The organism is bacterium (assembly GCA_021372775.1).
GTDB lineage: Bacteria > Acidobacteriota > Polarisedimenticolia > J045 > J045 > JAJFTU01.
Genome location: JAJFTU010000299.1, coordinates 1 through 7550 on the forward strand (window position 1 = coordinate 1; position 7550 = coordinate 7550).

Genomic DNA, 7550 nt, shown 5'->3' on the forward strand with positions numbered 1-7550 from the left:
ATGACCCCCGACACGCTGGGCGAGGTTTACCGCTACGTTCCCTCGGTCACCGAGGTCCTCGTCGGCTTCGGCATCCTCGGCCTCGGCTTTCTCCTCTTCACGATCCTCGTGCGGATCGCCGTCCCGATCCTCACGCGCGACTTCACGGCCCCGGCCCCGGCCCCGGCCCCGACCCCGGCCCCGAACCCGGCCCCGGCCCCGTAGGGGAGGCTGGCGCGTCCCGACGGTCGTTCGCCCGCGCGAGACTCCTCCGCGCCTGCCTCCCGACGTGAACACAGCACCCCCTTGCCTTTCGGCATTGAGTCAACGTCTCGCGAGTTCCCTCTCGCCCCGCGAGCCCAACACCGCCGCGAGACCCGCGACGATCGCGGATAATGGCCGCGGAGGAAGAGACCATGACCGACCAGCGGCCGCGCGACCTGTCCTCGCCGATCCGCGCGTTCCTCTCGCCCGCGCCGCCCGCGCTGCGGGAGGCCCAGACCGTCGCCGACGCCGTGCGCGAGCTGCGCGCGAGCGACGTGCCGCCGGGGGGCGTCGTCTACTTCTACGCCGTGGACGAGGCGGGACGCCTCTCCGGCGTCCTCTCGACGCGCCAACTGCTGCTCGAGGCCCCCGACAAGACGGTCGGGGAGATCATGTCCCGCGAGGTCGTGCGGGTGGGCGCCGACGGCACGCTGCGCGACGCGGCGCGGCTGATGCTCGGGCGCCGTCTCCTCGCCGCGCCGGTCGTGGACGACGACGGCCGCCTCGTCGGCGCGATCGACGTCGCGGCGTTCGCCGACGGCCTCTCGACGTCGCTGGAGGAGTTCGACCGCGACGACTTCTTCCAGCTCGTCGGCGTGCGCCTCGCGCGCGAAGGCGAGACGGCGCTCCGCTCCTGGCGCCGCCGCTTCCCCTGGCTGCTCTGCAACATCGTCGGCGGCCTGGTCTGCGCCGCGATCGTCGCCGCGCACCGGCCGCTGACCGAGGCCGCGCCGCTCCTCGCCGCGTTCGTGCCGCTGGCGCTCGCCCTCGCCGAGAGTCTGGGGATGCAGTCGACGACGCTGGCGCTGCAGTCGCTGCACGGCGCGCGCCGCCCCGGACTGCGGTTCCTCGTCGCCGGCCTGAAGCGGGAGGCGGCGACCGCCGCGCTGCTCGCGTTGGCCTGCGGCGCCCTCGTCGCCGGCGCGTCGTGGATCTGGCGCGGCGAGCGGGCGCTCGTTCTCGCGGTCGGCCTCGGCGTCGGTTCGGGCATGCTCGTCGCGGGGCTGTTCGGCGTCGCCGTGCCGGTGCTGGTCCGCGCGCTGAAGGTCGATCCGCGCGTCGCCTCCGGGCCGATCGTCCTCGCCGCCTCCGACCTCTGCGCGCTCGGCGGCTACTTCTTCTGCGCCTCCGTCTGGCTCGCCTGACCTGCGCGCCGCGCGCGGTTCGCTCGACGTGGGCGCCGCGCGCGGTTCGTTTGATCGGCGCGCCGCGCGCGGTTCGTCGGGCGAACGCCGTAGGGGAGGCTGGCGCGTCCCGACGATCGTTCGCCCGCGCAAGACGCCTCCGCGCCTGCCTCCCGACGTGCAATACGCGGAACGTTGCCTTTGAGGCATCGAACGGCAAGGACGCGCGAGGTCCACGTCGGGCGGCAGGCGCGGAAGAATCCTGAGCGAGGACACGACGATCGGGACGCGCCAGCCGCCCCTAGGGCGCCGCGGGCATCGGGACGCGCGGACGGCGCGGCGAGCGTCGGAACGCGAAGGGCGCGCGGACAGCGAGACGCGCATCCGGGCGCGCGGACGGGACAACGGGCGTCGGGGCGGGTCAGCGGCGCTTGGTCCGCTCCGCGAGACGGTGGCCGGCGGCGAGCAGCCGCGCCCGCTGCTCCTCGATCGAGCCGAGGTCCTGCGGCGCGGCCTCCGGACGCCGCGGCGCCAAGGGGACCGCACGCGGATCGGACCGCGCGACGAAGCGCGCCCGCGGGTTGTCCAGCCGCTTGGCGAGCTTGGCCTCGATCTCCGCGGCGAGCGGCGCGGTCGCGCGCTCCCACCCTTCGCCGGCGAACGTCACGACGACGTCGTCGCCGACGAACGCGATCTCCGCGACCTGCTCGGCGAGGCGCGCGCCGAGCGCCTCGGCCACCTTCGCCTTGCGCGCGAGAAGCCACAGGCGCCCCGGCGCGTTCGGCGGCGGCGCGAACGCGGACAGCGCCGTCAGGCCGGCCTTGGAGCGTCTGCGGGTTCGGTCGTCCACGCCCCGAGAATAGCAGCCGCCGGCCGAAACTGAGTACACTCCCCCTCCGGAGGTGTCCCGTGCCCCGCGACGAACAGTGCCGTTTCCGCTCGAGCCTCGGCGGCGCGACCCGCTGCGCCGATCCCGTCTACGCCGACGGGTTCTGCCGCTTCCATCACGGCTGCCTGCTGCGCGGCGAGATCCTGCCGAACGGCCAGATCAACGAAATGCTCTCCGACCAGAACCGCCGGCGCACGATCAACTTCCACGGACTCGTCCAGGACGAGCGCCCCTACCGCGACGGCGAGCCGCTGTAGGGCGCGGCCCGCGTCGCGACCGCCGTCGCGCGGGACGGGCGACGCGCCCCCTCAGAACAGGCGCGGCCCGCTTCGCGCGCCGTCGCGCGGGACGGGCGACGCCGCGGCCCCTCAGAACAGGCGCGGCCCGTGCGGATCGTCCTTCGCCGCGCGCGAACGCCGCCCGCGATGGCGCTCGTTCGCCGCGACCGGCTTGGCCTGCGGTTCCTTGCCCTTCGCCGCCGCCGCCTTCGGCCGCGCCGCGGCCGGCGCGTCGTCCTTGGCCCCGGGCGCGGAGGCGGCCTTCGGCCGCGCCGCGGACGCCGCCCCGTCGTCGGCCGCGGACGACGCGGCGGCGCGGCGCGTCGGCGGCGGCGCGGGGAAGACGCCGTCGAGGGCCTCGGCGACGATCCGCCGCGTGTCCTCCGGGAAGTCCGCCCCGGCCATCCAGCGGAGATAGCCCGGCTCCTGCGCCGCCATCTCCCGCAGCGTCCGCCCGCGGTGCTTGCCGAAGCGGATCGCCGCCTCCCCCGCCCGGTTCCACTCCAGCTTCCCGCCGGAGTCCACGAACCGCGGCCCCGCCGCGGCGCAGAGCTCGTTGAGCTCGTCCGGATCGCGCGGCAGGTCCTCGTAGCGCGCGAACTGCGCGTCGAAGACGTCGAGCGTGGCCCGCGCGTCGTCGAGCGCGGAGTGGGCGCCGACGTGCTCGCGCCCGCAGTAGAACCGCACCGCGGCGCCGAGGTCGCGCGGCTCCTTGGCGTGGAAGATCCGCATCGCGTCGAAGTGCCGCCGCGGCCCGTCGGGTATCTCGATCCCCGCGCGGCGCAGGTCGGCCGCGATCAGCGGCCAGTCGAAGCGGAGCGAGTTGAAGCCGCAGAGGTCGGCGCCGTCGAACATCTCGAGGATCCGCGGCGCGAGCTCGCCGATGCGCGGCGCCCCGACGACGTCGGCGTCGGCGATGCCGTGGACCGCGGTCGCCTCGGGCGGGATCGGCATCTCCGGATCGACGAGCGATTCGAGCGTCGTCTCGCGCCCGTCCGGCTCGACGCGGATCAGCGCCAGTTGCACCACGCGGTCCTTCGTCGGATCCGCGCCGGTCGTTTCAAGGTCGAAGCAGACCATCGGCCGCTGCAGTCGCCAGTTCTTCATCGTCGGACACCCCTCGTCGCCCCCACGGTACCGCAACTCGCCGCCCGCGGGCGACCCGGGCCGTTCGACCGCCGCGGGCCCGGGGTCAGGAACAAGTCACACCGGCGTCACAACGCCGCCCCGCGCCGTCGTTCACACTGTCCGCCTCGATGTCCGAAGAAGGAGGTCCGATGAACTTGGTTCCGTTCCCCGCGCACGACGGCGAAGAGCCGCGCGATGGATCGGTCCCGCGGCGCGCCGCCGTTTCCTTCGCGCGCCTGCTCGAGACGAAGCTCGCCGGCGCCTTTCCCGGCGAGAGGTTCCGCGCCTATCCCGACCGCGACGGGGCCAACGTGATCCTCGCCGCCCCCAGCCCCGCCTCCGGCGTCAGCGCCGAGCGGTTCGAGCTCAAGGTCCGCACCCTCGTCTCCCGCCTCGTGCGCAGCGCGCCCTGGGACCGCGAGGGGGGCCTCGCGAGCTGATCAGAGCTCGATCGCGTCCCCGGCGGCCAACGGCCGCCACGTCCAACCGGACAGCGCCGCGGCCGCCTCGGCCGCCAGAGTCTCCTCCGCCCCCGGCTTGAAGTGCGTCAGGAGCAGCTCCGGGCGGCGCCGCAGGCGGGCGAGGTCCTGCGCCAGCGACGCCGGCGTGTAGTGGCCGGTCGTCGCCGCCCGCTCCGCGTCGGCGTTCGGGAAGGACATCTCGACGACGAGGATCTCCAGCCGCGGCAGCGCCTCGAGCGCGGCCATCAGCTCCGGGCAGGGCCCCGTGTCGCCGGTGAAGGCCGCCGTGCGCCGCGGACCGACGACCGCGTAGCCGACGGCGGGGATCGCGTGCCGCGCCGGCAGCGCCACGATCGCGCACTCGTCGAGCTGCAGCGAGTCCCCCGGCGCGAGATCGGCGAACGCCAAGGCGGGCTTGGCGGGGGTCGGCAGCCGGCGGAAGTCGGGCCAGATGTCCCCCGTGAACAGCTTCTCCCCGACCGTCGCGAGGCTCGTCTCGAGGCCGTGGACGACGAGCGGCGGGCCGGGACGGCCGGCGACCGCCCCGGCGAGGAACGGCAGCGCGGCGCAGTGATCCAGATGGGCGTGGGTGAGGAAGACGCGCCGCAGCGATTCCATCGCCGACGGCGGCAGCTCCCCCGCGCCGGTTCCCGCGTCGAGCAGCGCGCGGTCCTCCGGCAGCCAGAGCGACGTCGTGCGCCGCCCCTCGCCCAGTCCTCCGCTCGTGCCCAGAGCCTCGATCCTCATTCGCCCCTCGCCGCGGCCGCCTGCGCCGCGCCACGAAAGTACCGCGCAAAACAAGCGGCGCGCCCCCGGGGAGGCGCGCCGCCGAAAAGGGCCGCGGCGACCCGCGCCGCGGACGGAGCTACTCGCCGGTCGTCTCGAGCCCCGGCGCCTCCTGCTTGCTCTTCCAAACGGCCCAGCCGATCACCGCCATGCAGACGACGGCGAGGAGGATGCCGATCTGCCAGTGTTCGGAGATCGTGGTCTTCCCCGCCTCGACGGTGCGGCCGATCACGCTGTAGTTCAGCACGAGGCCGAGCGTCAGCAGGCTCACCATGTTCATCACCTTGATCAGCGGGTTGATCGCCGGCCCGGCCGTGTCCTTCAGCGGGTCGCCGACCGTGTCGCCGGTGACGGCCGCCTTGTGCGCCTCGGACCCCTTGCCGCCGTAGACGCCGTCCTCGATCGTCTTCTTGGCGTTGTCCCAGGCGCCGCCGGCGTTGGCCATGAAGACGGCGAGGAGCTGGCCGACGAGGATCATCCCGGCGAGGAAGCCGCCGAGGGCGTACGGGCCGAGGAGGAAGCCGACCATCAGCGGGGCGAGGATGGCGAGGAATCCGGGGCCGATCAGTTCCTTCTGCGCGGTGCGCGTGCAGATGTCCACGACGCGGCCGTAGTCCGGCTTCTTCGTCCCTTCCCAGATCGCCATGTCGCGGAACTGCAGGCGGCATTCCTTGACGATGTAGAACGCGGCGCGCCCGACGGCGCGGATCAGCATGCTGCTGAAGAGGAACGGCACGGCGCCGCCGAGCAGCAGGCCGATGAAGACGATCGGCTGGGCGAACGTCAGCCCGCCGGCCTCGGCGTTGTACTGCCCGACCGTCATCTGCGAGATCTTGTCCTCGCTGCCGACGGCGATCACGGCGATGAAGCTGGAGAAGAGGGAGACGGCGGCGATCACGGCCGAGCCGATGGCGATCCCCTTCGTCTCCGCCTTGGTCGTGTTCCCGACGGCGTCGAGGTCGGCGAGGATCTGGCGGGCCCGCTTGTAGCTGCCGGGCTGCTCCCGCTCCATCTCCTCCGGGTCGTAGCCCATTTCGCCGATGCCGTTGGCGTTGTCGGCGACCGGCCCGAAGACGTCCATCGAAATCGTGTTGCCGGTGAGGGTGAGCATCCCGATGCCGGTCATCGCCACGCCGTAGGCGATGAACATCGGCGGGGCGCCGGCGTAGCACATCACGGAGAGCAGCACCGCCGCGCCGATGACGACGATCGCGGCCACCGTGCTCTCGTAGCCGAGGGCGAACCCTTCGATGATGTTCGTGGCGTGGCCGGTGGTGCAGGCCTTGGCCAGCGCCTTGACCGGCGGGTGCTGCGTGTGGGTGTAGTAGCTGGTGACCTTGTTGAGGCCGATGGCGAGGAAGACGCCGACGAGGCAGGTCAGCGCCGGGCGCATGTCGAGGCCGGCCACGCCCCAGGAGGCCCACCAGCCGAGGTTCGCCGGGTCGCCGCCGAGGAAGCCGAGCTTGGCCATCGGGTTCGCCGTCAGGTAGGCGGCGTCGAAGCGCAGGTAGCCGAAGCCGAGGAGGAAGAAGCCGGCCACGCTGATCAAGGAGCCGATGAAGAAGCCGCGGTGGACCGAGCGGAGGGCGGTGTCCGACGTGTCGTGCGGGCCGGCCTTCACGGTGTAGGTGGAGATGATCGAGCCGAGCACGCCGATGCCGCGGACGAGGAGCGGGAAGATCACGCCCTTGTGCCCGAAGCTCGCCATGCCGAGGATCATCGCCGCGACGATCGTGACCTCGTAGCTCTCGAAGATGTCGGCGGCCATTCCGGCGCAGTCGCCGACGTTGTCGCCGACGTTGTCGGCGATCGTCGCCGCGTTGCGCGGGTCGTCTTCCGGAATGCTCTTCTCGATCTTGCCGACGAGGTCCGCGCCGACGTCCGCGGCCTTGGTGTAGATGCCGCCGCCGACGCGCATGAACAGCGCGAGCAGCGTGCCGCCGAAGCCGAAGCCGAGCAGGGCCTCGTAGGCGTCCACGCCGTAGAACAGGAAGATCATCGTGCCGCCGAGCAGCCCGAGGCCGTCGGTCAGCATCCCGGTCACGGTGCCGGTGCGGTAGCCGAGCTGCATCGCCTCGCCGTAGCTGCGGCGGGCGGCGGCGGCGACGCGCAGGTTGCCGGTCGTCGCCAGGCGCATCCCGACGAAGCCGACCGTCCAGCTGAAGAGGGCGCCGATGAGGAAGGCGCCGGCGCGGCCGAAGCGGAAGGCGTTGTTGTGGCCGGTGTAGGTCGCGGCCAGCAGGATCGTGATGATCACGATCAGCGGACCGATCCGCTTGAACTGGGCCGCGAGGTAGGAGTTCGCCCCTTCGCGCACGGCGGCGGCGATCTCCTGCATCTTCTTGGTCCCCTGCTCCGCCCGGTTGACCTGCCGCATCAGCAGCAGCGCGTAGAGCAGCCCCGCGACGGCGACGAGCAGCACCGCGAGCAGGCAGATCCGCTCGAGCATGTTGAAGTTCGGGTCGGTGAACGGCGTGAAGAAGCTGAAGTGCCGTTCCGCCTCGGGAGCGGGCGCCGGCTGCGCGGCGGGCGCCGTCTCGGCGGCCTTCGCCGGCGCGGAGTGTTCGGCGGGCGCGGGAGCGGCCTGCCCCGCCGGCGCGGTCTGCGCCGCGGGCGTCTTCGCCGGCGTCGCGGCCGGCGC

Annotated in this window: 8 protein-coding genes; 4 read left to right on the top strand and 4 right to left on the bottom strand. The window is 73.2% G+C overall.

Going from position 1 to position 7550, the window contains the following annotated elements; translation table 11 throughout:
- Together LLG88_10420 and LLG88_10425 are read left to right on the top strand one after the other, a co-directional pair.
- Positions 1–204, top strand: a 204-nt coding sequence (locus tag LLG88_10420) for a polysulfide reductase (protein ID MCE5247314.1), incomplete at its 5' end; no start/stop codon positions are given.
- A 170-nt stretch (positions 205–374) separates the two neighbouring features.
- Complete coding sequence (locus tag LLG88_10425; GenBank protein ID MCE5247315.1) at positions 375–1388, top strand: CBS domain-containing protein; 1014 nt, start codon at positions 375–377, stop codon at positions 1386–1388.
- Between the two features lie 400 nt (positions 1389–1788).
- Here the strand turns inward: LLG88_10425 and LLG88_10430 are convergent, their stop codons facing one another.
- The gene (locus tag LLG88_10430) at positions 1789–2217 is read right to left on the bottom strand and encodes a hypothetical protein (GenBank protein MCE5247316.1); all 429 of its coding nucleotides are present in this window, start codon (positions 2215–2217) and stop codon (positions 1789–1791) included.
- Positions 2218–2276: 59 nt separating this feature from the next.
- On the opposite strand from LLG88_10430, the gene LLG88_10435 reads away from it, so the two are divergent.
- Positions 2277–2513 carry a hypothetical protein gene (locus tag LLG88_10435; GenBank protein MCE5247317.1) on the top strand — a complete coding sequence of 79 codons (237 nt, stop codon included), beginning with the start codon at positions 2277–2279 and terminating at the stop codon, positions 2511–2513.
- Positions 2514–2624: 111 nt separating this feature from the next.
- On the opposite strand, the gene LLG88_10440 is transcribed toward LLG88_10435, so the two are convergent.
- A complete protein-coding gene (locus LLG88_10440) occupies positions 2625–3641 on the bottom strand; it encodes a 3'-5' exonuclease (GenBank protein ID MCE5247318.1) in 1017 nt (338 codons plus the stop codon).
- A 170-nt stretch (positions 3642–3811) separates the two neighbouring features.
- Here LLG88_10440 and LLG88_10445 point away from each other — a divergent pair, with 170 nt between their 5' ends.
- Positions 3812–4102 carry a hypothetical protein gene (locus tag LLG88_10445; protein ID MCE5247319.1) on the top strand — a complete coding sequence of 97 codons (291 nt, stop codon included), beginning with the start codon at positions 3812–3814 and terminating at the stop codon, positions 4100–4102.
- Here LLG88_10445 and LLG88_10450 read toward each other — a convergent pair whose 3' ends face one another.
- Together LLG88_10450 and LLG88_10455 are read right to left on the bottom strand one after the other, a co-directional pair.
- Positions 4103–4870 (bottom strand): 3',5'-cyclic-nucleotide phosphodiesterase, encoded by a 768-nt coding sequence (locus LLG88_10450; GenBank protein MCE5247320.1) that lies wholly within the window; start codon positions 4868–4870, stop codon positions 4103–4105. It abuts the gene before it with no gap.
- 118 nt (positions 4871–4988) lie between these two features.
- A complete protein-coding gene (locus LLG88_10455; GenBank protein MCE5247321.1) occupies positions 4989–7358 on the bottom strand; it encodes a sodium-translocating pyrophosphatase in 2370 nt (789 codons plus the stop codon).
- Positions 7359–7550 lie beyond the last annotated feature (192 nt).

Coding starts and splice junctions, on each gene's coding strand:
- LLG88_10425 (MCE5247315.1), top strand. CDS start 375: ATGGCCGCGGAGGAAGAGACCATGACCGACCAGCGGCCGCGCGACCTG.
- LLG88_10440 (MCE5247318.1), bottom strand. CDS start 3,641: ATGAAGAACTGGCGACTGCAGCGGCCGATGGTCTGCTTCGACCTTGAA.
- LLG88_10445 (MCE5247319.1), top strand. CDS start 3,812: ATGAACTTGGTTCCGTTCCCCGCGCACGACGGCGAAGAGCCGCGCGAT.
- LLG88_10450 (MCE5247320.1), bottom strand. CDS start 4,870: ATGAGGATCGAGGCTCTGGGCACGAGCGGAGGACTGGGCGAGGGGCGG.
- LLG88_10455 (MCE5247321.1), bottom strand. CDS start 7,358: ATGCTCGAGCGGATCTGCCTGCTCGCGGTGCTGCTCGTCGCCGTCGCG.